Below are 24,244 nucleotides of genomic sequence, written 5' to 3'. Positions count from 1 at the left end.
GCGGAGGGTCACTGACCGGCCTCATTGTTGTAGCGGGGCACGCAGGTCGTCTGCCGGCCGACCTTCAGCCCGAACTGGGTCCCCATCTGCCGGCCGTGGGACTGGAACTGCATCACCGTCATGTAGTCCCCGGCCGGGATGGCGGCCTTGTCGATCACAAACTTGGTGCCGTAGGGCGGAAGGATCTGGAAAGCCTTCCCGCCGATCGCTCCGGCGTCGACCACCCCGGGGTCCGGCGTGCACTCGATGCCCTTGGTCATGTCCCACCCTTGCGGGACCTGCTGGACCAGGACGACCGCGGGGACTCCGGCCTTCTCCAACACGGACTGGATGACCGCCGGGTCGATGATCTGCGTGATGGTCAGATGGACTGTGCCATCCGCCTTCTCCTCCAGGGAGAACCCGGTCTCCTGGATATTCAGGGTCTGGACAGCGCCGGGCGTGGTGGCGGTCTTCTCGGTGTCGGGGGTGGTCACGACCCTTTCGGCACCGGGAGTGACAGCCTTCTGCGGCAGCGCGTTCACCGCGGGCTGGGTCCCGGTGCCGGTGCCAGTGCCGGTGCCGGTGCCGGTGCCGGTGCTCGCCGACGGCGCCAGCACGCCGATCGCCGCGACGATCGCCGCCGCGCTCGTCCCGATCCCGGCCGCCACGGCGCGGTGCCGGTTGCGGGTGCGGCGGCCGAGCGCCACCACGTCGGCGGTGCCGACGGCCAGCGTCGCGCCGGCCACGGACCGGTGCAGGCCGGCGAGCAGCTCCTCGTCGCCGGGGCCGATGGTGTCGAAGTCGTCTGTGGTCATCGCGTGATGTCCTCCCGCTCGGTGGTGTCTTCGAGCTCCGCCCGCAGCGCCTTCAGCGCGCGGTGGAGGTGGGCCTGGACGGTGCCGGGGGCGACGCCGAGCGCGGCAGCCGTGCCCCGGGTGTCCAGATCGAGGAAGACCCGCAGCACGACCACTTCGCGCTGCCGCGTGGGCAGCTTGCGCAAGGCGTTCCGGATGGCCAGGTCGACGGCGGTCGCATCGTCGTCGGCCGGTCCGCTCCGGTCCTCGGCCGCGCCGTCCCACGCCACCTCGCGCCGGCGCCGACGCCACCACGAGATGTGCGTGTTCAGCGCGGTGCGCACCACCCACGCCGCCGGCGCGGGGTGCTTGGCGACCTTGCGCCAGTGCCCCCACGCCCGGGCGAAGGCCTCGGCCGTCAGCTCCTCGGCCAGGTGCCGGTCGCCGACGGAGGCCAGCACGGCCCGGAAGCAGGGGTCGCGGTGGCGTTCGTAGAAGGCTGCGAAATCCTCGGATCCTCGGTCCACGACCCTTTCACGCTTTCGAGTGACGATCTGTTTACCTCCGCCTCCGCCGGAGGAGTATGAATACTCTCAATCTATGTCACACCGCCATAGAACGGTCATGATCCTATGAGCACGCCGCACCGCGCCGCCGCCTTCGCCGCCACCCTGTTCCTCGCTGTCTGCGGCACACCCCTGGCCGCCGCCGACGAGATCGTCGACGACCCGCCGGTCCTGGTCCCCGCCGCCGTCCTGGACGGCAAGCCGGTGGACGGCATCCCCGCCGGACCGATGGTCAGCGGCGGCTACCACGTGCACTCGCACCTGACGCTGTACATCGACGGCATGGAGCAGTGGGTCCCGGCCGGCGTGGGGGTGCTGCGGCCGGTGGTCCTGGACCCGACCGAGTCCGACCCGAACATCACCGCGGCGAGGGGCTTCTACTGGCTGCACACGCACGACGAGTCCGGCGTGATCCACGAGGAGGCGCCGAAGCCGCACGACTTCGATCTCGGCGAGTTCTTCGACCTGTGGGGACAGCCCCTGGACCGGCACGAGGTCGGGCCGGCGCAGGGGGACGTGACGGTGTGGGTGGACGGGAAGCGCTATGACGGCGACCCGCGGAAGGTCGCGCTGAAGGATCACACGATGGTGCAGCTGAACGTGGGGCGGGATGTGCCGTTCGTGCCCTACGAGTTCCCGGCGAAGTTCGGGTAGACGCCGGGCCCGCCCGCCCCTAAGCCAGCGGCAGCATCGTCCGCAGCAGCCCGCGCGAATCAGCCTCGCGCGCGGCCTGGATCCGCTCGGCCGGCACCTCGCCGTACAGCGTCGAGCGCTGCCGGGTGGGCCGACCCAGCGGAGCGCAGATCTCCTCCAGTTCGGCGATCCCCTTGGCAGAGCCGTACTCGCTGCCGGCCATGCGCGAGATCGTCTCCTCCATGAGCGTGCCGCCCATGTCGTTGACGCCGCCGGCGAGCATCAGACGGCTGTTGTCCGTCCCGAGCTTCACCCACGAGGTCTGGATGTTCTTGATCCGGCCGTGCAGCATGACGCGGGCCATCGCGTGGACGGCGCGGTTGTCGCGCAGCGTGGGACCGGGCCGGGCGATGCCGGCCAGGTAGACCGGGGCGTTGGAGTGGACGAAGGGCAGCGGCACGAATTCGGTGAAGCCGCCGGTCTCGTCCTGGATGCGTGCCAGGACGCGCAGGTGCGCGACCCAGTGCGCCGGGTTGTCGACGTGCCCGTACATCATCGTCGAGGTGGTCGGGATGCCGACCTGGTGCGCGGTGGTGACCACCTCGATCCACTGCGCGGCCGGCAGCTTGCCCTTGGTGAGGACCCAGCGGACGTCGTCGTCGAGGATCTCGGCGGCGGTGCCGGGCAGGGAGTCGACGCCCGCCTCCTTGGCCGCCGTGAGGAATTCGCGGATGGACATGCCGGTGCGGGAGACGCCGTTGATGATCTCCATCGGCGAGTACGCGTGCAGGTGCAGGTCCGGGACCCGGCGCTTGATCTCGGCGGCCAGGTCGAAGTACGCGGTGCCCGGCAGGTCGGGGTGGATGCCGCCCTGCATGCAGATCTCCGTGGCGCCGACTTGCCAGGCGGCCGCGGCGCGGTCGCCGACCTCGGACACCGACAGCGTGTAGGCGTCGGCATCCGTGCGCCGCTGGGCGAAGGCGCAGAAGCGGCAGCCGGTGTAACAGACGTTGGTGAAGTTGATGTTCCGGTTGACGATGTACGTCACCTCGTCGCCGACCGCGTCCCGCCGCAGGCCGTCGGCCAGGGCGGCCAAGGCGTCCAGCGCGGGGCCGTCGGCGTGGATCAGGGCCAGCGCGTCGGCGTCCGACAGGTTCCCGGGGTCGCGCTCGGCCGCCGCGAGCGCCGTCTTCAGCGCCGCGTCGATGCGCTCCGGGGCACCGGCGCTGTGGTCGACAGACGTGCGCGAAGCGTGCTCCCGCAGCTCGTCCCAGTCGCCGTAGACGTCCGAGAAGTCCGAGCGGCGGTCGCCGGTGCGACCGTCGGTGTCGATGGACGCGTGCAGGTCGGTGCGCCCGCTGGAGGCGTCCCACCCCCCGTCGGGCTCCTGCCACCGGATCCCGGTCGGGATGCGCCCCTCGACCGCCATCCCGGTCTCGGGATCGGCCAGCGCCTGCACGTGCGGCATGATCCGCGGGTCCAGCCACGGCTCGCCCCGCAGCACGTACTCGGGGTAGATGGTCAGCCGTTCCTTCAACGTGAAGCCGGCCGTGGCGGACTGCGCGGCGAGTTCGTCGATGGCCGGCCAGGGACGCTCGGGGTTGACGTGGTCGGCGGTCAGCGGCGACACGCCGCCCCAGTCGTCGATCCCGGCGCGCAGCATCAGCGCGTACTCGGCGTCCACCAGGTTCGGCGGCGCCTGGATCCGGACGGAGGGGCCGAGGACGACGCGTGCCGTGGCGATCGTCGCCGCGAGCTCTTCCAGGTCGGCGTCCGGGGTGTTCATCATCGCCGTGGCCGGCTTGGCCCGGAAGTTCTGGATGATGATCTCCTGGACGCCGCGATACGTCCGGGCGACCTTGCGCATCGCGAAGATCGAGTCGGCGCGCTCCTCCAGCGTCTCGCCGATCCCGATGAGAATTCCGGTGGTGAAGGGAACCGAAGAGCGGCCCGCGTCCTCCAATACCCGGAGCCGCACCGCGGGTTCCTTGTCCGGGGATCCGTAGTGCGGCCCACCAGGCTCGGACCACAGCCGGGTGGCCGTGGTCTCCAGCATCATCCCCATCGACGGGGCCACCGGCTTGAGCCGCTGGAAGTCGGACCAGGACAGGACGCCCGGGTTGAGATGCGGCAGCAGCCCGGTCTCCTCCAGCACCCGGATCGACATGGCCCGCACATAGTCCAGCGTCGAGTCGTACCCGTGCGCGTCCAGCCACTCCTTGGCCTGCGGCCACCGGTCCTCGGGCCGGTCGCCCAGCGTGAACAGGGCTTCCTTGCAGCCCAGCGCCGCGCCCTTCGCCGCGATGTCCAGCACCTCGTCGGGGGACAGGTACAGCGAGTCCAGGCGGCCGGGGACCGTGACGAAGGTGCAGTAGTGACACCGGTCCCGGCACAGGCGGGTCAGGGGGATGAACACCTTGCGCGAGTAGGTGACCACCCCCGGGCGGCCGGCCGCCTCCAGGCCCTGGTCCCGCAGGCGCGAGGCGACGGAGCACAGCGCGTCCAGGTCGGCGCCGCGCGCGGCGAGCAGGACCGTCGCCTCCTCGGCGCTGAGCGCGACTCCCTCACCCGCCCGGTGCAGGGCACGGCGCATCGCATTGGCGGTGGGGTGCATCGTCATTCCAGTTCCTACGCGGCGGTGAACCGGATCTATTCCCGGTCGATGTAGCGAGCGTAGTCGTCGAGCACGCGCAAGATCCGGTCCGCGGGCGCCGATGGGACGTTGAACACAATCTCCTCGATGCCCAGGGCCTGGTAGTGCTCCATCTTGCCCGGGGTCGGCTCGGTCCCGAACGGCACGACGCGCAGCGTGTCCGGGTCCCGCCCGGCCTCCTGCGCGGCGGCCCGCAGCACCGGCATCGCCTGGGTCAGGCCGCGGCCGCCGATCGGCATCCAGCCGTCGGCGTAGTCGACGACCGCCTTGAACAGCTTCGGCCCGGCCGCGCCGCCGATCAGCACCGGGACCGAGCCGGCCGCGGGCTTGGGCCAGGACCAGGAGGGATCGAAGGAGACGTGGTCGCCGTGGTAGGAGGCGACCTCGTTGCCCCACAGCTCCTTCATGGCCAGCACGGTCTCCCGCACCTTGTCCCGGCGGGTCCCGAAGTCCACGCCGTGGTCGGCCATCTCCTCCTTGTTCCACCCGAAGCCCACGCCGAGGTCGACGTTGCCGCCGGTGACCAGGTCCAGCGTCGCCACGGTCTTGGCCAGCAGCAGCGGGTCGTGCTGGGCGGCCAGGCAGATGCCGGTGCCCACGCGGATGCCGGGAGCCGCGGCCGCAACCGCCGCCAGCGCCACAAAGGGATCCAGCGTCCGTGAGTAGTAGTCGGGCAACGGCTCTCCGAGCGGCGCCGGGGTGGCGCGGCTGATCGGGATGTGGGTGTGTTCGGGGGCGTAGTACGACTGGAAGCCGCGCTCGGCGAGCGCGCGCCCGAGCTCGGCCGGACCGATGGTCTGGTCGGTCAGGAAGACCGTGACGCCGATGCGCAAGACAGCTCCTTCTGGTGGGGGCTCTGCTGGGGTTCTGCCGGGTTCTGAGAGGCTTGCGGATTCTCACTTACCCAATGCCGCGGCCGCGCTGCGGAAGCGCGTGGTCCGGTGCACCGGGTCCTTGTCCACCTTGGGGATCACGTACCGGCCGATCAGGTCGATCGTCTCCAGCGTGTCGGGCAGCGACAGTCCGATCGGCAGCCCGAAGGCCAGCTGGTCGATCCCGGTGGCCTCGTAGCGCTTGACCTGGGCCAGCACCTCATCGGGGTCGCCGCAGACGAGGTACCCGTTGCGCAGGCGCCAGTCGACCTCCTCCACGGTCGGCTCCGGCAGCACCGCCGGCCATTCCGGGACCCAGTCCGGGCGCGGGAAGGTGTCGTGGTAGCGGAACACCAGCGACTGCAGGCGCCCCATGCCCATCGTGGAGGCCGCTTGCCGGGCCCGCCGGCCGTCGGCCAGGCACACCGCCGAGGACGTCACCATCACGTTGTCGTTGACGTAGGCGCCGACCGGCTCGGCCGCCGGGACCGCCTTCTTGTACGCCGCGACGGCGGTCTCGGCGTCGGCCGGCGAGCCCACCGAGAAGCCCAGCACGCCCAGGCCCATGCGCGCGGCCATCTCGTACGACGGCGGGTTACCGGCCGCGTACCACATCGCCGGATGCGGCTTCTTCCACGGCTTGGGCAGCACGTTGCGCTCCGGCATGGAGAACCACTTGCCCTGGTGCGAGTACGAGTCCTGCATCCACATCTTGGGGATCTCACGCACCACCTCGGCCCAGATCTCCTTGGTGACCGTGGTGTCCGGCAGGCCCAAGCCCAGGATCTCCCGGGAACCGGCGCCGCGCCCGGTGCCGAACTCGAACCGGCCGCCGGACAGGTGGTCCAGGGTCGCGACCTTCTCGGCCACCTTCACCGGGTGGTTGGCCTGCGGCAGCGGGTTGAAGATGCCGGAGCCCAGGTGGATCCGCTCGGTCGCGGCGGCCAGGTAGCCCAGGAAGACGTCGTTGCTGGCCAGGTGCGAGTACTCGTCGAGGAAGTGGTGCTCGGAGGCCCACACGTACTTGAAGCCCGCCTTGTCGGCCGCCTTGGCGATCTCGATGTCGTTCATCAGCGAGGTGTGCTCGAAGTCCGGGTCGGCGGCCAGCTTCGAGAGCGGCACGTGGCCCTGGACGAAGATGCCGAACTCCATGGGGTCTCCTCCGGTCTGCTGGTCGAACCTGGTTCTGCTAGTCGAAACGGATGCCGGCCAGCGCTCCGCCGTCGAGGACGAAGTCGGCGCCGGTGCAGTAGGACGAGTCCTCGGACGTGAGGAACAGCGCGGCCTTCGCGATCTCGTGCGCGGTGCCGACGCGCTTGAGCGGGATCCCGGAGTAGCCGGCGTCGGGGTCGACGTCCTCCGGCATCAGCTCGGTCACCATCGGGGTGTGGACGCCGCCGGGGCAGATGCAGTTCACCCGGACGGTCGGGGCGGCCTCCAGGGCCGCGACCCTCGTCAGCCCTCTGACCGCGAACTTGGAGGAGACGTACGACCCCAGATACGCCATGCCGGCGAGCCCGTCGATGCTCGCGGTGTTCACCACGGTCCCGCCGCCGGCCGCCTTGATCCGGGGCAGGCACACCCGCAGGCCCAGGAAGACGCCGACCTGGTTCACCGTCACCACCTGCATGTACTCCTCGAGACTGGTCTTCTCGATCTTGTTGAAGCGCAGGATGCCGGCGTTGTTGATCAGGCCGTCGAGCTTGCCGAACTCGGCCTCGGCGAAGTCCGCGGCGGCGGTCCACTGCGCCTCGTCGGTGACGTCGAGCCGGACGAAGCGCGCCGCGTCGCCGATCTCCTTGGCCACCTCCGTGCCGAGATCCTCCAGCACATCGGCGACCAGCACCCGCGCGCCCTCGCCGGCGAACAGCCGCGCCTCCTCGGCACCCTGCCCGCGCGCCGCGCCGGTGACCAGCACCACGCGCCCATCCAGCTTCCCCATCGGCCGTCCCCTGTCCTCGCATCGCGCTTGACATCTGACTAGGTGTCAGATTGATTCCTGGAAGGCGAAAAGTGAAGGGGAGTCGGCCCATGAAGTTCTGGCTTTCACCGGCGTTCTGCGACACCGCGCACTTCACCGGCCTCGCGCGGGCCGCGGAGGAGTACGGGTTCGAAGGGATCGCCATCCCGGACCACCTGTTCCATCCGGTCGAACTGTCCTCCCCCTACCCGTACACGCCGGATGGATCCCGGTATTGGTCGAAGGACACGCACTGGCCCGAGCCGTGGGTGGCGATCGCGGCGATGGCCGCCGTGACCACCCGGCTGCGGTTCACCACGAACATCTACGTGGCCCCGGCGCGCGACCTGCTGACCGTCGCCAACCAGCTGGCCACCGCCGCCTACCTCTCGCAGGGCTCCGCGGACGGCCACCACCGGGTCGCGCTCGGCGTCGGACCGGGCTGGAGCAAGGACGAGTTCACCGCCACCGGCCAGGCCTTCGCCAAGCGCGGGGCGCGGCTCGACGAGATGCTGGCGGCGCTGCGCCGGCTGTGGACCGGCGAGGTGGTCGAGATCGCCGGGCCGAACTACACGCTGCCGCCCTGCTCGATCACGCCCACGCCGAACGACCCGATCCCGGTGTACGTCGGCGGCATCTCCGACATCGCGATCCGCCGCGCCGCGAACAACGACGGCTGGATCGGGATCTACCACACGGTCGAGGAGACACACTCGATCATGGACCGCATCCACGCGGCCCGCGAGAAGGCCGGGACCCTGGACCGGCCGTTCCGCGCGATGCTCGCGGTACTGGCCGAGCCCGCCCCGGAGCTGTGCGAGCAGCTGGAGCAGTGGGGCGTCACGGACCTGCTCGGCGCGCCGTGGATGACGAACATCAAGGCCATGACCGCGCCGGGTCCCTCCCTGGCGGAGATGGTCGAGGCCGTGGAGGGGTTCGCGGAGCGCTATATCAAGTGAACCCGTGACAAGGCCGCGGGCGCCGGAGAACCGAAGTCTCCGGCGCCCGCGGCGCCCGCGGCGGCCTTGCGTGCTGTAGCGATCAGTACCTCAGTACACGCAGGGGATCCCGTTCTGCGACGTGACCGCGCCGCCGGAGCTCAGCCCGGAGGAGTCGGAGGAGTTGTCGCTGGCCACACTGGTCGGGCCGTTCGACGGCTGGTTCGAGGACTGCGTGGTCGTGGTCGTGGTCGTCGTCGCCGGGGGCTGCTTGTAGTCGTAGCCGATGGTGACGGTGATGGTGCCCTTCGCCGTGGAGCTGCTGGCGATCGGCGCCTCCTTGGTGCCGAGCGTGGTCTGGATCTTCTTGGCCAGGGCCTCCTCGCCGGCCCCGTAGCGGATGACCGTGTGCTGCACGCCGTTGCCGCCGTTGCCGGTCTTGCTGGTCGGGATGCCGGCGTCGAACAGCTGGCCGGAGACCTTCAGCGCCAGGCCCGTGGTCTGGGTGCCGTTCAGGACGGTGATGGTCGCCGGGGGCGTCGCCGTCGTGGTCGGCGCCGCCGGAGGCGGGGTCGAGCTGGAGGCCGTGGTCGGCGGCGGGGCCACCGCGGCGTCGTTGTCGAACGTCGCGCCGATCGTCTTCTGGATCGCGGCCGGGTTCACCGTCAGCGCGTCCTCGCCGGCGACCTTCGTGGTGCCGGTGGTCGGCAGGGTGATGAACTCAGTGTTGCCGCCGGTCAGGTTGGAGGCCTGGGAGGCGAAGTCCAGCACGCTCCAGCCGTTGTCGATGACGATGTCGTTCTTCACGACGTTGAACAGGCTCTGCATGGCCCCGACGTCGCCGAGGACGCCCTTCTTCTTCAACGCCTGCGTCACCGAGGACAGGAAGGCCTGCTGGCGGTGCGTGCGGTCCAGGTCGCCGTTGGGCAGGTGGAACCGCTGGCGCACGAACTGCAGGGCGGTGGCCGCGTTGATGGTGGACACGCCGGCCGGCAGGTTCAGGCCGGTCCCCGCGCCGTCCTCGATCGGGTCGTAGGCCGGGGCCTTCAGGCAGACCTGGATGCTGCCGATCGCGTTGACGATGTCGTAGAAGCCGACCAGGTTGACCTCGGCGAGGTGGTCGACGTGCTGGCCGGTGAGCTTCTGCACGGCCCGGATCGTGGCCTCGCGGCCCACCTCGCGGCTCTCGGCCTCCTCGGTGGCCTTGTCGACCTTCTTGCCCGAGGCGGAGATCTTCTGGTCGGCGAAGGCCTTGGCGTCGCCGTAGGCCTCCTTGATCTTGCCCATGCCCATGTCCGGCACCTGGACGGTGCCCACGCCGGGGATACTCGCCTGGCCGCCGGGACGCTCGACGTCGCTGTCGCGCGGGATGGAGTAGGCGGTGACCTTTCCGCCGTTGGCCGGGATGTGCATGAGGATCAGCACGTTGGTGTTGTAGCCGCCTATGTCCGAGGACCCGGCGTGCAGCTCGTCCTCGACCAGGGACGTCGGCAGGTCGTTGCCGTTCATGTCCTTGCGCGAGTCCAGGCCGATCAGCAGCAGGTTGACGTCCGCGCCGAGGTGCGGGGCGACGTAGCCGTCCTCGCCGGGCTTGATCTGGTTGATCGAGTCCGAGGTGTGCAGGCCGTCGGTGAGCTGCTTGTTCTCGAACCAGACGAAGCCGGTCGCCAGGACGACGACCGCGCTCATCACCGCGGCCGTGACCCGGCCGGCGATCAGCCCCGGCTTGTGGGCCTTGCCGCCGGAACCGGCACCGGGGGTGCCGCGGCCGCCTCCGCGCCGGCCGCCGCCGCCCGCGCCGCCCCTGCGGCCGGACTCGAGGTATTCGTCGTCGTGCTCGTCGTGCTCGTCGTAATCGTCGTAGCCGCCGTGGTCGTCGTAGCCCTGCTGGGCCATGACGTTGGTCTGCTCCCGCTCCGCGGGCGGGTACCAGCCGGCGGCGCCGTGGTGCGTCGGATCGTCCGGCCGCGCGGGCGGCTGCCGGCGCTGCTGCGGCGGAGGTCCGGGCCGGCGCTGTGACTGTGATGCCTGCCAGGGCTGCTCGGGCGCCTGCCAGGGCTGCTCGGGTGCCTCACGGCGACGGCCGCCGCCACGCTGGTCCCCGTCCTCCGGATACCACTCAGACACGGCGGGCGCCTCCCCCGCTCTGCCGGCCGCGCACCACCGCGGCCGCGATCACCAGGCCCATGACGGCGAGCGCGGCCAGGATCACCGGGAAGACGTTGGTCGTCGCGTGGACCACGCCGACCAGCTTGGCCTTGGTGTCCGGGTAGGCCGGGTCGTGCCAGGCCAGTTCGGCGACCGTGGCGACCAGCCAGGCCACCGGCGGCAGCGAGGTGACCACCCACCAGCGGCCGTTCGCGGTCGCCGCCGCGGTGGCCAGGGCGGCCGCCGCGATGGTCAGCACCACGAACGCCGGGCCGTGGTAGCCGCCCGCGAACTTGCCCACGATCGCGGCCAGCATCGGACCGCCGAGCACCGCCGCGGCGGGCAGCCAGGAGGGCGCACCGGCCAGCAGCCGGCCGCCGGGGTCGGACGCCTGCCGCGCGGCGGTACGGCGACCGGCGGAAGGGGGGACGGGGGCGGCGGAGGCGCGGCGTCCGGACGGCCCCGAAGCGCGGCGTGCCGGGTCCGGCGCCGGCGCGGGCCGCTCCGGCCGAGGCGGCGCGTAGCCGCGCTCCGGGCGGCCGTAGCCGTCCGGAGCCGGGCGACGACCCGGCGACGTGCGTGCTGATGAGGACATGACGGCGATCCTCTTTCAGCCGTTCAACCGCGCCATCCCGCTTTCGTCACAGACTCGCTACAAGGGCCCCGGTCACCGCATGAAATCGCCGGCGTTGACAGCCAGGGACTGGCCGGTGATTCCCCCGGCGTACGGCGACACCATGTATACGGCCGCATTCGCCACGTCGCCGTCGCTGGCCATTTCCGGCAGCGCCATGCGCGTGGTGAGCGAGGAGAGCACCTGTTCCTCGGGAATGCTCTGGGACGCGGCGGTCCACGCGACGTATCCCTGCACCATCGGCCCCCACATCCAGGACGGCACCACGGCGTTGACCCGGATGCGGCGCGGCCCGAGTTCCTTGGCCATGCCATAGGTCGCGGACAGCAGCGCCCCCTTCGACGCGGCGTACGCGGCCTGCATGACCTCGGTCGCCGGCACCCACATCGACTGCGACAGGATGTGCACGATCCCGGTGGTGGTGCCGGAATCGCGCGCCAGGTGCGGGATCGCGGCCTTGCTCAGTTGCAGGGTGCCGACGACGTTGACCTCGTAGACGGCCCGCCAGTCGGCGAAGTCGGCGTCGGCGAACCCGCCGAAGACCTGGTCCATGGCGGCGACGTTGACCAGTCCGTCCAGCGTCCCGAAGCGCTCGACGGCCAGCGCGACCAGCCGGCGGCAGTCGTCGTCGGAGGTGATGTCGGTGGTGGCGTAGGCGACCCGGGCGTGGTCGAAGCCGTCCGCCGCCTTGGCCAGCTTGGCCTCGGTCCGCGCGCCCAGCACCACGTTCGCGCCCTGGTCGTACGCGGCCTGCGCGACCTCGCGGCCGAGGCCTTCGCCGACCCCTGACACGATCACCGTCTTGTCTTGGAGCAACATGGGGACCCTTTCGTGGGCTCACGCCGAGCGGAGTCTGTATCTGATGTGCAGAGCCTGTATCTGATGATGCGTCAGATTAGGCGGGGCGGGGTGAGATGGCCAGGGTCCGCCAGCTTCCCTGGCCGGCCCTTGACGGCCCCATTGTTCTAGCTGTTCTATAGCAATAGTCCGAAGGAGGCAGACCCTTGCTCCTCACCGTGGAGCCCGACGGCGACGTCCCGATCTACCAGCAGCTGCGCGACCAGATCGTGGTGGCGGTGGCGGCAGGCGTGCTGGTGCCGGGGGATTCCCTGCCGACGACGCGCCAGCTGGCCGCCGACCTCGGGATCAACATGCACACCGTGAACAAGGCCTACGACCAGCTGCGGCGGGAGGGCCTGATCCGGCTCGGCCGGCGCACCGGCGCGGTGGTGGCGCGCGGTCCCGGGGACGGACCGGCGACGGCCGAGGAGGTCGGCGACTGGGAGCGGCGGGCACGGACGCTGCTCGCCGAGGGCTTCGCCAAGGGCATGGCACCGCCGGAGGTCCTGGAACGGTGTCAGGCCTTGCTGGACGAGTTCACGAAGCGCTGAGTCGACGAACACGACGACCGAAGACGGGGGAAGATCTCGATGCACGCCAATGCTGTCCCAGCGGTACTCCCGGTCCTGCTGATCGGGTTCCTGTCCCTACTCACTCCGCTGCTGACGCCGCGGAGCGTGCAGTTCGGGGTGCGCGTTCCGGCCGAGCGCGCCGACGATCCGGTGGTGGCGCAGGCCCGCCGGACGTACTGGACCGGCATCGGCGCGGTGACCGCCGTCGCGGTGCTGGCCGGGCTGTTCGTGGCGTCGGCGGGGGCCGCGGGGATCGTCGCGATGCTGGTCGAGCTCGCCGGATCGGTGGCGGTGTACCTGTTGGCGCGCTCGCACGTCGCCGACGCTAAGCGCGACGGGCACTGGTTCGAGGGTCGCAGGCAGGTGACCGTCACTGACACCACGCTGCGCACCCGGCCCGAGCCGTTTCCCTGGCTGTGGGCACTACCGGCGGTGGCGATCACGGTCGGTACCGCGGTCGTCGGCGCGGTCCGCTACCCGCACCTGCCGGCCCGCCTCGTCTCGCACTACGACATCGGCGGGCATCCGACCTCGTACGCCGACAAGACCTTCCTCTCGGCGTTCGGCCTGGTCATGGTGCAGGTCGGGATCACCGCGCTGATCGTGGCGCTGTCCTGGATCACGGCTCGCGGCAAGGCGGAACTGGACGCGCAGGACCCGCACGCCGCCGAGCGGCACCGGCGCTTCGTCACGGCCATGGCGCGCTGCCTGCTGGTGCTGGCCGCGGCCGTGGACCTGACGATGTTCTTCGCGGCGCTGGCCATGTGGAAGCTGGTGGGCAGCACCGGCTTGTTCCCGGTGTTGCTTCTCGCGCCGATCGTCTTGGCGACGGCGGGGCTGATCGTGGTGACGGTGCGGATCGGGCAGGGCGGGTCGCGGCTGCGGTTCGACGGCGGCGACGGGGACCGAAAGGCCACGGGGCCTGGCGGCGTCACCGGCACCGGCGCCGTCACCCGCGACGACGACCGCTTCTGGAAGCTGGGCATGATCTACATCAATCGCGAGGACCCCGCGGTGTTCGTCCAGAAGCGGTTCGGCGTCGGGTGGACGGTCAATTTCGGTCGCCCGGCGGCCGTGGGCCTGCTGGTCGGGATCCTCGCGATCGCGGTGCTTGTACCGGTGCTGGCCGGCTCGCACTGAGGGTGCTTCGGGCGCTTATAGCCGAGCTCAGCCCAAGCCCTGAACCTTCTTCAGCCGCCCGACCTGGAGGTCGGACAGGTGACCCAGCGTGGCCCCCATCTGCTGCAGCGAGGTCGAGTCGCTCGTCACCGGCCCGATCAGCGCCACCACCGAGACCGCCGACCCGACCTGCGCCAGATCAGCCGCCATCAGCACGGTCTTGCCGCCGACGGTCATGTAGTCGAGGTAGCCGGCCTGCCCCGGCTTCGTCAGCTGCGGGATGGCGGAAAGCGTCATGGAGCCCGGGCTGCCCGAGATCGTCGCGGACAGGGTCTTGCAGCCCTGAAGACTCGTGCTCACATCGGAGGTCATCGCCAGGGCCTTGGCCGGGGACGGCATCGCCAGCACCGAGGACTCGATCGCGTGGCCCGCGGAGGCCTTGGTCAACACACGGTTGACCTCGGCGGTGGTGCCGTACCTCGTGGACAGGCCGTTCTCCGCGTCGACGAACATCTGGCAGGCACTGCCCCCGGCGGTGATGGCGTCCTGGGTGTCGGTGACGGTCGCGTCGTCCTTGGAGGCGTCGTAGGTGTAGCCGGCGTCATCCTTGTCGGTGAGCAGAATGGTGCGGATCTGATCCGTGGTGAGCGTCTTGCCGGTACCGCCGCCGACCGACGCGGACGAGCCGGACGACCCGGACGACGCAGCCGAACTGTTCGGCACGATGGCCGTGTTCGGCGGCGTCCCCGCCGTCTTCCCCGTCGAACCGGCCGACGTACCCGGCGCACTCGTACCCCCGGCCGAAGCACCGATCTGGCCGGAACTCCCGCACGCCGCCGTCGCCAGAACTGCGGCGGTGAGGACGGCTATGGAGCCGCCCTTGATCCCGAAGCGCATGCTGGTCCCCCATGTCGTCGTCAGGAGCACCGCGCTCGCGGAGCTCCGGTACGCCATTCATTATCAGACCTCGATGGGGACCGGGTCCGCGTGCGGTTCCGATCTGATGGGTCCGGCGGCTTCGCGATTATCTAGCGTGTCGTCAGATCACCGAACCCCATACCCGGAGGCACCGTGTCGGCGAAGGGACACCAGCCAAAACGCGAGCCCAGCGGGCCGCCGCCAGCGACCCGAAGGGCGGGAGTCCCGCCAATGGCATGGCGAGCGGCGCTGTCAGATTGGCCCCGTAGCCGTCCGCCGCCGCGCTTCATCCGGTGCGCGGCGGCGGACACCCGTCACTCGTTTACCGCGGAGAGCGAGGGTTCTTATAGTCGGTGCTAGATGACTGATGTGGGTTGGTGGCGGGAGTCTGGCGTGGTCAGTGGCCGTAGGCGGTAAGGGATCGTTTGTGGTTGGCGCCGATGTGCCAGTTGTGCCAGATCGCGGCGTTGAGTGCGAGTAGGCGCTGCACGATGCGGGTGAACAGTCCGTCGGGCCGGTGGGCTCCGGGCTGTTCGATCCCCAGCGGGTGCTTCAAGGACTGGTTGACCGACTCGATGCGCTGACGAAGCCAGGCCGGGTAGTACCTGGGGTCGGGCTCGTTGGCGTAGGCCGGGCGGATCAGGCGCAGGTGGCGCTCGGCGAGTTCGGCCTCCAAAGCCTGGCTGCGCAGGCCTTTGTCGGCCACGATCGTGGTGCCTGGCGGCGGGACGTTCGCCGGCCGCGTCATCATCATCGCCGTCGCCGCTGCCTCGCCGAACAGCTTCGGATTGACCAGTACGTATCCGGTGACCGGGCCGTCGGGGGCGGTCAGCAGCATCAGTTTGGCGCCCCAGTAATACAGGCTGTGGGAGCGGTCGTAGCCGTAGCCGCACCAGCCGAACAGGTCCGAGCGTTTGGTCGTTTCCCGGGACATGCCGCAGATGATTTTGGTGCCGTCCAGCAGCCGCACAGTGTCGAAGCTGGAGGGGGTGTCGGCGGCCAGCCAGCGCATGGCGGCGTCCATCAGCGGTGCCAGGTGGCGCAGGCGGCGGTTGTATTCGCTTTGCGAAAGCAGTCGCGGGAACAGGTGCCCGACCCGGTCGGGGGCGGCGCGCAGCCAGCGTCGTTCGCTGGTGAAGCCCAGGTGGGCCTGGGCCACGGCCAGGCATACCAGCTCGGCGTCGGTGACCGCCGGCGGGCCGCCTGGCGAATCCGGGCGAACCTTACGGGAGGGGATGATGCGATCAGTCAGCGCGACATACAGTGCAGTCAGGAGCGTGTCCAGATCGGTGTTCATGTTGACTCCCCGGCCAAAGGGTTCCTCGTCAACACCGATGCTGGCCACGCTCCCTGCCGTCGTCAGCCGAACCGGCTACACGCCAGCCCCACGCCACCAACCCACATCAGTCATCTAGCGGTTAGGGAACCCACGGCGACCACTCCTGGTCTGGCCCGGATATCGGGCTGTTCAGCGAGTAGCCGACGCCGTCGACGAAGAGGTTGGTGACGTGCGCCTGCGCTTCGCCCGCGCTGCTGAGGGGGTACTCGGTGTGCGCAAAGCACGATCGTTCGCCGCTGCCGATGGCGCCGTAGCAGGTGCGAACGCCGTTCTCGGGGAGGCGGCTGGTGGCGTTCGTGACGTTGATGGAAGCGTCTGAGTGGGCCTGGCTGAAGCTGACGTTCACCAGGCCCTGGTAGTAGGAGCCGTTCCAGACTTCGCAGGCTTGGATGTACGCGTAGCCCTCCCCGCTGTTCAGGGCGAAAGTGCCTGTGGTGTTGCAGTGCCACGTGGATTGGAACCCGGGGTACGAGTACCAGAGCTCTGATTCGGCCGAAGCCGCCTGCATGCTGGTGGCGAACGCCGCTGCCACCGCCCCCGCGAGAATCATCGACTTTGCGAGACGCTTCACGATTTCCTCCATACTCGTGTGCTTGCATCGCTGGTCGCCGGCCGCACCAGGCAGCAACCAGTTCGGCTTTTCGCCTGGCGCTGCCGGCACGGGGCAGTAAACCAGACTGCTGCGACGAGCGGTTGAGATCACGAAGCCCGTACAGATCCGTACTACCAAATCGGCATCAATGCCGACCATCATCCAATTCGGCGTACGCAGTCCGCAATCGGGGATCCGTGACGCTGTCTCTCAATGCCGCTCTGCGCGACTACGCAAGATCAATCTCAGTCGCCACGGACCTGGCGCCAACCTCCTGGAGCCTTCGCAGTGTACTGATTAGTGATATCAAAAGGGGGCTTATACCAGGGGCTTCACGGAAGATCTGGCGCACCTCGCAATATCTGACGTATCGTCAGGTCACCTGAACCCCAGACCCGGAGGCACCATGTCGGACAAGCAAGGGCAGCCGAAGCGGGAACCGAGCGCTTACACGAGGCTGGCGTCAGCAGGGGCCTACGGACCCGGCATCGGGTCCGCCCTGATCACCATGGTGGAGCCGCATCCGGGACAGGAGCACGCCTACAACCGCTGGTACGAGGACGCGCACCAGTACCACTAAGGGGCGCTAAAGGCCTTGTGCATTCTTCAGCCGCTCGACCTGGACATCGGACAGGTGGACGAGCGTCGTGCCCAACTGCTGCAACGCTGCGTTGTCGTTCGTCGGGGGCTCGATGATAGCGATCACCGAAACCGCCGTGCCGACGTGGACCACCTCGGAAGCCATCAAACTAGTCTTCCCCCCGCCGTTCAGGTAGTTGATGTAGCCAACCTGGCCGTCTCTGACCATCTCCGGGATCGCAGTGGGCGCCATGGAGACCGAAAGGCCTGACTGGGTCACGGTCAAGCTCTTGCAGTCCTTAATACCCGTGGTCAAGTCGGAGATCATCTCCAGGGCCCTATCAGCGGTCCCGACCGCCATCACTGAGTCCTCTATCGCCTGGCCAGTGGAGGCATTTGTGAGCTGGCGGTCAACCTCGGCGCTCGTCCCGTACTTCGAGCGCAGGCCCTCAAATGCGTCCACGAACGTCTGACAGGCGCTGCCTCCGGTCGTTACGACATCCTGAGTGTTCGTAATCTCCTTACCGTCCTGCGACGGGTCATAGGTATAGCCGGATTCGTCCTTGCCGGTAAGCAGAAGCTTGCTGATCTGATCGGTAGTCAGTGTGGCGTCAAGGACGCTGGTGGAGGCCGTTGCTGCCGCAGTGCCGGCCGTCGTCGCCGTCGATGAGGCCGGCGCAGTGTCGGCCGTCGTGCCCGTCGATGCGACCGGCACGCCTGGACTCGCCGCAGACGAGGCGGCTTTCCCTGAACCCCCGCATGCCGTGGTCGTCAAGACGGCTGCCGCGAGGATGGCCATAGAGACGCTCTTGATCCCGAAGCGCAAGTTGATTCCATCTCGACGAGAGGCACTCGGGCGTGTCCCTGTGGTGCCAGGTGTGAACGAAATGTTCGAAGATAGCATTTCAGGCTTCCCGCTGTCTCAGACTCTGGTGATCTTCACGTCGCCCCAGTTCGAAGGCGGGTTAACAGGCTGAGGGGTGGGCTGAGATTTTGGCCGGTGTCCTGCGTGTGCGGGGCTGAAGCACTGCGAGGGGGCCTTACGCTGCCCGGCGGGAAGGGCAGGTTCCTGGACCTGCCCGCAGGTGGCCCTTCCAGGCCCCCTCGCAATGCTTCAGGTGGGGTCCCCGTGCACGGAGGTGGCTAAAATCTCAGCCCACCCCGGACCGGACCACCGACCACCACGTACGCAACGTAAGGCGCTGGCCTTTTCTGGTGACCACGCGCCCCAAGAGCGGAGGGGGTGTCTTCGTAGGAGGGCAAGGGCTAACGAAGTGCCCTTGACGTCCGGAGAAGGCGCCACCGTAGCGGCGGCTACATGACTACGTCACCGATCCCCGGCCCAAGGCGAGATAGAACGTTAGGGCTGTCAGGGACGGACCGTCTGGCACCTGACCATCGGCGATCAGCTTCGCGGCATCCTCCGGCGTGAACCATTCGATCCGCGTCGATTCGCTCGGGTCAGATGGCGGTCCTACATAGGTGCACTTCGTGGCGTGGTAGGCCGTGAACCTCATGGTTGAGATCCCGCTGAGCGCGTTATACCCAATCAGCCTGGAGACTTCGGCGGGGCGCCAACCCGTCTCCTCCTCAATCTCACGTCGGATTGCATCCTCCGGAGCTTCCCCGGGGTCCGCCCAGCCAGCCGGTACTTCCCAACCCCACTCATCGGTGATGAACCGATGTCGCCACATGAGCAGGATGCGGCCCTCGGCGTCAGTAACCACGGCCGTCGTCGATGGACGCGGCATCGTCAAGACATGGTGTTCAATACGACCGACACCGGGGATCTCGACGTCTTCCAGCCAGACGTTGACCCAGTCACTCTCGTAGACGGACCGGCGTCCGTGACTGCGCCAATGCAACGATCAGCCCTCCAACGCCGCAGGTGACGAGAGCAGTGCCCGCAGGCGCTCTCCAAACACTTGGACCGATACTAGTTCGCTCCACGGCTGAAGTTCCTGCTGCAACGCACGAGCCCGAATGGCGATCGGCTGAACTACCGAGTCAGAGGACACGTTGAGAGCAGTGCCGCCTACGTTGCACGCTTCCTCAATCTCGCCCGCCCTAATGAGACAGGAAGCAAGATCCAGGGTCAGCAAGGCCCGGCCTTTGTGATCCTCTGGCGCCCGGTGGTCCAGCGCCTCAGCCAGGTTCCGGCTCGCGGCGGAAGGCTGCCCGATGAGCAGATTGCATGTGCCCGCGATTCCGCTCAAACGCGCCTCATCGAAGAAGTCGATACCCCCTGCCTCATCGGCACCTTCGAAGCTCGCCGAGGCCTCTTCAAGCGTTCGCAGAGCGACGTCCGAATCGCCGTGCGTAGCGTATGCCCGCGCTAGTTGAGCAGATACCCAAGCGTGGCGACGACGATTAGCGCCGCCTCGGGTTAGCCGGGCCGCTTCCTCAAGGTATTTGACCGCTGTACCAGAGTCACCCTCGAAGAACTGGCCGATGCTCTGCATCGTGAGAACCCACGCAACGAGCCCATCGTCTTCGGCTTCTTCACCAGCTACACGCCCCACCTCGTAGAAGCTCGCAGACCGATCGCGGTCGCCAAGGTCAAGATAGAGGTGGCCAGCGAGGCCGGCGAGGATTCCCGCCACTTGCACGCCACGGCGCTTGATCCTCAACGAGGCCGGCAAGGACAGAACCTCGTGAACCCTGCTGGACAGCCCCATGACCTGCGGCATGAGCCGCTCTGGCGGTGTCGATGGGTACAGAGCTGCGAGCTTCATCGCTGCGCGCTCCATCTGATCGAGCGCGGTCGTGCTGACCGATGACCGCGTGAGTACGTCTGCGAGCTGCCACGGCTGAAGCTCGCTCTCCGGCCCGTCTTTCTGATCGGCAGCTGGCGTCTCCCAAGGCCTAGCCGCAAGTCCGAGCATGCCGCCGGGGATGCCTAAGGACGTATTCACGGCTCATCGATGGCTTGCGCACTGCGCGCGGGGGTCGTAGCCAGGAACACGTGGCGCTCGGTCTGCCGGTGCGGGGTAAGGCGGCAATTTCGGAGTGGGAGACCGAAACGCACGTTCCAACGTTTGAGAACCTCATCCTGTGGGCGGGCAAGGTTGAGCGGCGGCTGGTGATCGAGGATCGTCGGGGTGAGTTGCAGAGTCTCGTGCGGCCGCGTGCCGGGGAGTCTTGGGTGCCTTTTGAGCGGCGGCGATTGGCGTGTCCGTTGAGGCGCCGTCGTGACGATCTGGGGCTATCCATACTTGAGGTAAGTAAGCGAGTTGGCGTGCACCGGGACTCTGTTGGCCGGTGGGAATATGCGCTTGTACCTCCCCGACCTATTGCGTTGGTTGTGTGGGCTCAGGCGCTGGGGTGTTCGCTTGGGCTGCGAGAGGTGGCAGAGCCAAATAGCCCGCTGTCTACGTCGAATGGTCGGCAAATTCGGGACGCTGTAGCAAACGCGCGTCGCAGTGCTGAGGGGATGCGAAGCGCGGGCCGGGCGTAGGGCGGGTGGGTGGTGGGGTGCGGTTCCGGCTGCCGCCTCGCCGAGGGCGGCCGGTTCCGCTGCCTGCGTCGGCGGCGTCACAAGGCGGAGTTCCTGCGAACGGCCTACCCAAGGAGTGATCCGCGATGCGTCGAACTATGGTCGCGAAGGGGATGTTCGCACAAGAAGGAGTTGGAGAAATGGGTATTGCCCAATTCAAAGGCGACTGCGGCGAAGGAAAGGACAACCCGAAGCTGGCCACCTCTTCATCCGGCCTCCAAAAAGGCGATGATGTGGAGCTCAATGGCAACACGGACCTCAGCACCTGTGTCGTTGGAAACGACAGCTCTAAGATCTACAGCATCCGGCTGAGGGGAGCGACGGGCCCGACGTACGACTACCAAGTCGAGGTCGACGGAGAGGGACCGCACGGAGCCTTCACTGGCAGCTTTTACACCGCGTTCAAGGACCAGACCGGCGACATCTACCATCTGAAGCTCACCAGCAGCAACCGCGAGACCCACACGGTCCGCTACAACAGCGACAAGCCTGCGATCGTGGAATTCAAGTGGAGCGACCACAGCATTGACGACTGGTGACAGACGTCGATGCGGCCTGCTAAGGACTAGACCCCGCGCAGTCGCCACAGGTGAAGCCGCGCCGAGCATCCAGCGCCATTGCGGACTCGGCGCGGCGCTCTTCATGAATGGGCGGCTGATGTCCCGGCGCTGGGCCGGTGGCGAGCAAAGGCCGCGTCCTCTTCCCCGGCCCCATGATCACGTTTGGCGCCTGGGAGTTCGGCGCTTGCTCGCCGGGGCGGTCTGGGTGTTGTGCGCGCGGCCGTAGGCCGCCCCTTGAACTCGATGACGTCGATCAAGTCTTCGAGGTCGCGCGGCTGCCGTACGAGGCGGTCTTGGTCGTAGAAGATGATGCCGTCGATGACGCCGTCTAGCAGGTCTTTGAGCATTTGCCGAAACTCCGGCCGGATGACCTCCCACTCAACGCTTCCGTCAGGTCGCGCGACCTTCCGCTTCTTATATGCACCCGTGTCGTTCTCTTTGTAGACCTTGGCGAACGGACCCCACCCAAGGTCGGTCCGCTTCCAGTTGGCGTCTTCGAGCTGGCGTGTGACGCCCTTCTCGTTCCCGAAGCGGTCATGTGAGATCCGCAGATAGACACCCGGCCGTAGCGGCTTGTGGGCACGCAGAGCGGCGTTGAGCGACAGCGTCACAGACCCTCGATTGCGGACCCGCTCAGGTATCAGGACGCCATCCCACTCGGCAAGTTCGATCTCGGACGCTACAGACATTGCCTTCAACCTCCCCGGTCGCACGACTCAGTGCCCTGATTAATGATACCAAAAGTGGCCTTTTACCAGGGGTTATACGAGGGATCTAGCGAACCACTGGATATCTGACGTATCGTCAGATCACGCAACCCCCGGACTCGGAGGCGCCATGTCGGCGAAGGAAGACCAGCCAAAGCGAGAGCCCAGCCTCTACACGAAGCTGGCGTCAGAAGGGGCCTACGGACCCGGCATCGGGTCCGCCCTGATCACCATGGTGGAGCCGCATCCGGGACAGGAGCACGCCTACAACCGCTGGTACGAGGACGACCACTACATCTCCGGCGCGATGTCGATGCCCTGGATGTTCGCCGGACGCCGGTGGGTCGCCACGCGTCCGCTGCAGTTGCTGCGCTATCCGGCCGAGTCGGCGGTCGCCACGCCGGTGACTGCCGGCGCCTACATCACCGTGTACTGGATCAACGAGGACCGGTATCAGGACCACCTGGACTGGACCGTGGCGATCAACCGGCGGCTGCTGCCGGACGGCCGGGTCTTCCAGGAGCGGACCCACGTGTTCACGTCGTTCCAGAGATACCTCGGGGTGGTCTACCGGGACGGGGACGCGGGGCCGCGCGACATCCACGCCCTGAACTACCCCTACGCGGGCCTCGTCGTCGAGGTCATCGACACCGCGCCCGATCAGGATCCGGCCGCTTTGGCGTCCTGGCTCAAGGAGAAGCACCTGCACGGCAAGCTGGAGGGGTCGCCGGTGGCAATGGCCGCCGTCTTCGAGCCGATGCCGCTGCCGGGGCGGACGCCGACCTACGTCAAGCCGGTCGAGGGCGTCGGCAAGCGCATCACCGTGCTCTACTTCACCGAGGCCGATCCCGGTGAGGACTGGGAGCGGTTCGCCGGGGACGGTGCCGCGGTCGAGGCGTCCGGGCTCGGCCGGCTGGAGTTCGCGGCGCCCTTCATACCGACGTTGCCGGGGACCGACAAGTACGCCGACGAGTTGCGGTAGCCGTCAGGAGACGAAGACGGCCACCGGGGAACCGGTGGCCGTCGCGTTCATCAGTTCCCTGTCACAGGTCGCTGATCTTGATCGTCTGCTCGCCGAGCTTGTCGGCGAAGGCGTTCCAGTCCTTGACCGCCTCGGCCTTCGCCGAGCCCGCCTTGTCGCCGGCGCTGTTACCGCGGTTGAGGTTGTCGTTCGCGCCGGACTTGCCCTTGCAGGCCAGGTTGTCGTTGGCCCAGTTCGCGTAGTCGCGCTCGGACTCGGCCGAGTACTGCCAGGAACTGATCAGGTCCTGCTGCAGCTTCGCGCCGCCCGGCAGCTTGTCCACGGCCAGCGGCTTCATGGCGTCGGCCTGGGCCTGGCGCGTGGTCGCGACGTCGGTGAAGGTCTGCTTGTTGGCCGCGACGTTCTGGCACGCCTGCACGGCCGAGAGGGCCCCGTTGGCCTTGGACCTCAGGTCGTGGCTCTGGGCGATGATCGCGAAGATCGCGTCGGCCTGGCCCTTGGCCGCCGGGTCCACCCCGGGCGGCGCCGACACGCTGGTGCTCGGCGTCGGGGTGTCGGGGTTCGTGGACTTGCCCGCGGTGTTCGACTTGGACTTGCCGCCTCCGGAGAAGGCGACCGCGGCCACCACGATCAGCACCACGAACACGCCCACCGCGACCAGCAGTGTGCGGTAGGACTGGCGCCGGTTCGGGCCGGTGGCCAGCAGCAGGTCCGGTTCGCCGGAGTCGCGGCCGCCGCCGTACATCTGCGGCTGCACCCGCGGGATGGCCTGCGTGTGCTGGTGCTCGGGGGTGAATGCGCCCTGCGCCTGCGCCGCGTAGCCGCCGGAGTCGTAGGCGCGGCTGGGCATCTGCTGCCCGTAACCGACCTGGTCCTGCGTCGGAGGCTGGTAGACCGGCTGCTGTGGGTTGGTGGCGCCGGCCGGGGGCAGCGCCTGCGTGGGCTCGGGCCCCGGTCCCGGTCCCGGCCTTGGAGCCGGTCCGAAACCCGGCCCCGGTCCCTGGGCACCGGTCGCAGGATTCTGCGGATACGACGGTCCCGAATAGCCCGCGGCTCCCGGAACGGAGACCCCTATCGTGCCCTGGTTGGGCATCAGCGAGCGGCGGTCGTCGGCCGGCGCGTCGCGGAAGAGGTGGTCGAACTCGTTCGGGATCCCGCCCTGTGCGTGCTGCACGGGGGCCGGCTGGCCCGGCAGGCGCCAGGAGAAGCCGGAGGATTCGGGGATGGGGCCGCCCGGGAAACCGTCGTCCTCGGGAGGCACGGGGGAGACGGCCTGGCCAGGCATCTCCACGGGGGCGAATTGCGCGGTATGCGGCGTTCCCGCCTCGGCGGTCGCGGCACCGTCCGACGGCGCTCGGCC

The 24,244-nt window shown here is 68.5% G+C and carries 25 protein-coding genes; 8 read left to right on the top strand and 17 right to left on the bottom strand.

From position 1 onward, the window contains the following. Positions 1-8 precede the first annotated feature (8 nt). Together ABH926_RS10045 and ABH926_RS10040 are read right to left on the bottom strand one after the other, a co-directional pair. On the bottom strand, positions 9-797 hold the full coding sequence (locus ABH926_RS10045; protein WP_370365130.1) for a hypothetical protein: 789 nt from the start codon (positions 795-797) through the stop codon (positions 9-11). Next, positions 794-1,303 (bottom strand): SigE family RNA polymerase sigma factor, encoded by a 510-nt coding sequence (locus ABH926_RS10040; protein WP_370365129.1) that lies wholly within the window; start codon positions 1,301-1,303, stop codon positions 794-796. The genes ABH926_RS10045 and ABH926_RS10040 overlap by 4 nt, the downstream gene beginning before the upstream one ends. Positions 1,304-1,408: 105 nt before the next feature. Between ABH926_RS10040 and ABH926_RS10035 the strand changes: the two genes are divergently transcribed. Further along, positions 1,409-1,996 (top strand): hypothetical protein, encoded by a 588-nt coding sequence (locus ABH926_RS10035; RefSeq protein WP_370365128.1) that lies wholly within the window; start codon positions 1,409-1,411, stop codon positions 1,994-1,996. Between the two features lie 19 nt (positions 1,997-2,015). Here the strand turns inward: ABH926_RS10035 and ABH926_RS10030 are convergent, their stop codons facing one another. The 4 genes from ABH926_RS10030 to ABH926_RS10015 form a co-directional block, all read right to left on the bottom strand. Then, positions 2,016-4,595 (bottom strand): bifunctional FO biosynthesis protein CofGH, encoded by a 2,580-nt coding sequence (locus ABH926_RS10030; protein WP_370365127.1) that lies wholly within the window; start codon positions 4,593-4,595, stop codon positions 2,016-2,018. Between the two features lie 29 nt (positions 4,596-4,624). Continuing rightward, the gene (locus ABH926_RS10025; RefSeq protein WP_370365126.1) at positions 4,625-5,461 is read right to left on the bottom strand and encodes an LLM class F420-dependent oxidoreductase; all 837 of its coding nucleotides are present in this window, start codon (positions 5,459-5,461) and stop codon (positions 4,625-4,627) included. A 63-nt stretch (positions 5,462-5,524) separates the two neighbouring features. Next, a complete protein-coding gene (locus ABH926_RS10020) occupies positions 5,525-6,652 on the bottom strand; it encodes an LLM class flavin-dependent oxidoreductase (RefSeq protein ID WP_370365125.1) in 1,128 nt (375 codons plus the stop codon). 37 nt (positions 6,653-6,689) lie between these two features. Next, positions 6,690-7,442 (bottom strand): glucose 1-dehydrogenase, encoded by a 753-nt coding sequence (locus tag ABH926_RS10015; RefSeq protein ID WP_370365124.1) that lies wholly within the window; start codon positions 7,440-7,442, stop codon positions 6,690-6,692. Positions 7,443-7,531: 89 nt separating this feature from the next. Here ABH926_RS10015 and ABH926_RS10010 point away from each other — a divergent pair, with 89 nt between their 5' ends. After that, entirely contained in the window at positions 7,532-8,419 is an 888-nt protein-coding gene (locus ABH926_RS10010; RefSeq protein ID WP_370365123.1) for a TIGR03619 family F420-dependent LLM class oxidoreductase, read from the top strand. A gap of 90 nt (positions 8,420-8,509) precedes the next feature. On the opposite strand, the gene ABH926_RS10005 is transcribed toward ABH926_RS10010, so the two are convergent. The 3 genes from ABH926_RS10005 to ABH926_RS09995 all read right to left on the bottom strand — a co-directional run bounded on the left by ABH926_RS10005 (position 8,510) and on the right by ABH926_RS09995 (position 11,999). Then, positions 8,510-10,525 carry an LCP family protein gene (locus tag ABH926_RS10005; RefSeq protein ID WP_370365122.1) on the bottom strand — a complete coding sequence of 672 codons (2,016 nt, stop codon included), beginning with the start codon at positions 10,523-10,525 and terminating at the stop codon, positions 8,510-8,512. After that, positions 10,518-11,141: a hypothetical protein gene (locus ABH926_RS10000; RefSeq protein WP_370365121.1), complete on the bottom strand. Its 624-nt coding sequence runs from the start codon at positions 11,139-11,141 to the stop codon at positions 10,518-10,520. Before ABH926_RS10000 ends, ABH926_RS10005 begins: the two co-directional genes overlap by 8 nt. A gap of 72 nt (positions 11,142-11,213) precedes the next feature. Next, positions 11,214-11,999, bottom strand: a complete 786-nt coding sequence (locus ABH926_RS09995; RefSeq protein ID WP_370365120.1) for an SDR family oxidoreductase — start codon at positions 11,997-11,999, stop codon at positions 11,214-11,216. 185 nt (positions 12,000-12,184) lie between these two features. Here ABH926_RS09995 and ABH926_RS09990 point away from each other — a divergent pair, with 185 nt between their 5' ends. Beyond that, on the top strand, positions 12,185-12,571 hold the full coding sequence (locus ABH926_RS09990) for a GntR family transcriptional regulator (protein ID WP_370365119.1): 387 nt from the start codon (positions 12,185-12,187) through the stop codon (positions 12,569-12,571). A 39-nt stretch (positions 12,572-12,610) separates the two neighbouring features. Next, a complete protein-coding gene (locus tag ABH926_RS09985) occupies positions 12,611-13,732 on the top strand; it encodes a DUF1648 domain-containing protein (protein WP_370365118.1) in 1,122 nt (373 codons plus the stop codon). A 27-nt stretch (positions 13,733-13,759) separates the two neighbouring features. Here the strand turns inward: ABH926_RS09985 and ABH926_RS09980 are convergent, their stop codons facing one another. The 3 genes from ABH926_RS09980 to ABH926_RS09970 form a co-directional block, all read right to left on the bottom strand. Next, positions 13,760-14,665: a sensor domain-containing protein gene (locus ABH926_RS09980; protein ID WP_370365117.1), complete on the bottom strand. Its 906-nt coding sequence runs from the start codon at positions 14,663-14,665 to the stop codon at positions 13,760-13,762. A 361-nt stretch (positions 14,666-15,026) separates the two neighbouring features. Next, positions 15,027-15,974 carry a hypothetical protein gene (locus tag ABH926_RS09975; RefSeq protein WP_370365116.1) on the bottom strand — a complete coding sequence of 316 codons (948 nt, stop codon included), beginning with the start codon at positions 15,972-15,974 and terminating at the stop codon, positions 15,027-15,029. Positions 15,975-16,047: 73 nt separating this feature from the next. Further along, positions 16,048-16,539 (bottom strand): hypothetical protein, encoded by a 492-nt coding sequence (locus tag ABH926_RS09970; RefSeq protein ID WP_370365115.1) that lies wholly within the window; start codon positions 16,537-16,539, stop codon positions 16,048-16,050. 427 nt (positions 16,540-16,966) lie between these two features. Between ABH926_RS09970 and ABH926_RS09965 the strand changes: the two genes are divergently transcribed. Beyond that, positions 16,967-17,140 carry a hypothetical protein gene (locus tag ABH926_RS09965; protein WP_370365201.1) on the top strand — a complete coding sequence of 58 codons (174 nt, stop codon included), beginning with the start codon at positions 16,967-16,969 and terminating at the stop codon, positions 17,138-17,140. A gap of 6 nt (positions 17,141-17,146) precedes the next feature. On the opposite strand, the gene ABH926_RS09960 is transcribed toward ABH926_RS09965, so the two are convergent. From ABH926_RS09960 to ABH926_RS09950, 3 genes are all read right to left on the bottom strand, one after another. After that, positions 17,147-17,938 (bottom strand): sensor domain-containing protein, encoded by a 792-nt coding sequence (locus ABH926_RS09960; RefSeq protein WP_370365114.1) that lies wholly within the window; start codon positions 17,936-17,938, stop codon positions 17,147-17,149. 523 nt (positions 17,939-18,461) lie between these two features. Continuing rightward, positions 18,462-19,004, bottom strand: coding sequence for an NUDIX hydrolase (locus tag ABH926_RS09955; protein ID WP_370365113.1), 543 nt, complete (start codon positions 19,002-19,004; stop codon positions 18,462-18,464). 3 nt (positions 19,005-19,007) lie between these two features. Then, positions 19,008-20,024, bottom strand: a complete 1,017-nt coding sequence (locus ABH926_RS09950; RefSeq protein ID WP_370365112.1) for a tetratricopeptide repeat protein — start codon at positions 20,022-20,024, stop codon at positions 19,008-19,010. A gap of 80 nt (positions 20,025-20,104) precedes the next feature. Between ABH926_RS09950 and ABH926_RS09945 the strand changes: the two genes are divergently transcribed. Then, entirely contained in the window at positions 20,105-20,596 is a 492-nt protein-coding gene (locus tag ABH926_RS09945; protein ID WP_370365111.1) for a helix-turn-helix domain-containing protein, read from the top strand. 179 nt (positions 20,597-20,775) lie between these two features. Continuing rightward, complete coding sequence (locus ABH926_RS09940; protein ID WP_370365110.1) at positions 20,776-21,174, top strand: hypothetical protein; 399 nt, start codon at positions 20,776-20,778, stop codon at positions 21,172-21,174. A gap of 101 nt (positions 21,175-21,275) precedes the next feature. Here the strand turns inward: ABH926_RS09940 and ABH926_RS09935 are convergent, their stop codons facing one another. Continuing rightward, complete coding sequence (locus ABH926_RS09935) at positions 21,276-21,884, bottom strand: recombinase family protein (RefSeq protein ID WP_370365109.1); 609 nt, start codon at positions 21,882-21,884, stop codon at positions 21,276-21,278. 148 nt (positions 21,885-22,032) lie between these two features. On the opposite strand from ABH926_RS09935, the gene ABH926_RS09930 reads away from it, so the two are divergent. Then, complete coding sequence (locus tag ABH926_RS09930; protein ID WP_370365108.1) at positions 22,033-22,884, top strand: hypothetical protein; 852 nt, start codon at positions 22,033-22,035, stop codon at positions 22,882-22,884. Positions 22,885-22,945: 61 nt separating this feature from the next. Here ABH926_RS09930 and ABH926_RS09925 read toward each other — a convergent pair whose 3' ends face one another. Further along, positions 22,946-24,145 carry a hypothetical protein gene (locus ABH926_RS09925; protein WP_370365107.1) on the bottom strand — a complete coding sequence of 400 codons (1,200 nt, stop codon included), beginning with the start codon at positions 24,143-24,145 and terminating at the stop codon, positions 22,946-22,948. Positions 24,146-24,244 lie beyond the last annotated feature (99 nt).

The organism is Catenulispora sp. GP43, from assembly GCF_041260665.1.
Lineage (GTDB): Bacteria > Actinomycetota > Actinomycetes > Streptomycetales > Catenulisporaceae > Catenulispora.
This window is presented reverse-complemented; position numbering and strand designations above follow the sequence as displayed.